This window comes from Streptomyces sp. RP5T, from assembly GCF_003933965.1.
Lineage (GTDB): Bacteria > Actinomycetota > Actinomycetes > Streptomycetales > Streptomycetaceae > Streptomyces.
The window spans coordinates 1-836 of record NZ_RSAJ01001195.1 but is presented as its reverse complement, the minus strand read 5'-3'; the positions used below and the strand labels follow the sequence as shown (position 1 = coordinate 836).

The following is an 836-nucleotide window of genomic DNA, read 5'->3' as shown; positions in this document are numbered from 1 at the left end:
GAGTGGGGGCGTTCGGTGACGGCGACGGCGAGGACGCGCAGTCCGTCCGCCGCCTGCGCGTCGGCCAGGTCGCGCAACCGGGCACGCTCGTCGTCGGACAGCGCACAGCGTGTCAGTACGGCCTCCACGGCCCCCTTGGTGATCAAGGTCTGCGTGCCCAGGCGGCCGGGGGTGCGGACGACCACCGTGGCCAGGCGGCGGACCGGGTCGAAGGGGACGGCCGTCACGCCGTCGTACGCCGTCAGGGTCTCCTCGTCGGCGGCGGCGAGCAGGGCCTCGTCCAGGGCGTCGGGGGCCGGGAGGTCGGCGAGCTGGAGCGACCACCAGGCGGCGGCCGCCGCCCAGCGCAGTACCTCGGGGTCGTCGCGGCCGGCCGCGTCGAGCGCGCGGTGGACGACCGGGCGGTCCCGGGTGAGGGTGCCGGTCTTGTCCACGCACAGGACGTCCATGGCACCGATGTCGTGCAGGGCGGGCAGCCGCCTCACGATGACGCCGTGGGTGCGGGCGAGGAGCGCGGCACCGCGGGCGAGGCAGGTGGTGACGAGGACCGGCAACATCTCCGGGGTCAGCCCGACCGCCACCGCGACGGCAAAGGGGAGGGTCTCCAGACCGCGGCCCCGCAGGGCCGCGTTGGCCATGAGCACCAGGGGCGGGGTGAGCAGCGCGAACCGGATCAGGATCCAGGACACGCCCTGGACGGAGCGTTCGAACGCGGTCGCCGCGGGCTTTCCGGTACGGCGGTGGGCCGCGGCGAAACGGGTGTCGCCGCCGGTCGCGGTGACCACGGCGGTGGCACTGCCGGAGGCGACACTGCTGCCCTGGAAACAGAGCCGGGG

At 75.2% G+C, this 836-nt stretch carries 1 pseudogene; it reads right to left on the bottom strand.

Going from position 1 to position 836, the window contains the following annotated elements:
* A pseudogene (locus EHS43_RS45350) lies at window positions 1-836 on the bottom strand (magnesium-translocating P-type ATPase); the annotation flags it as partial.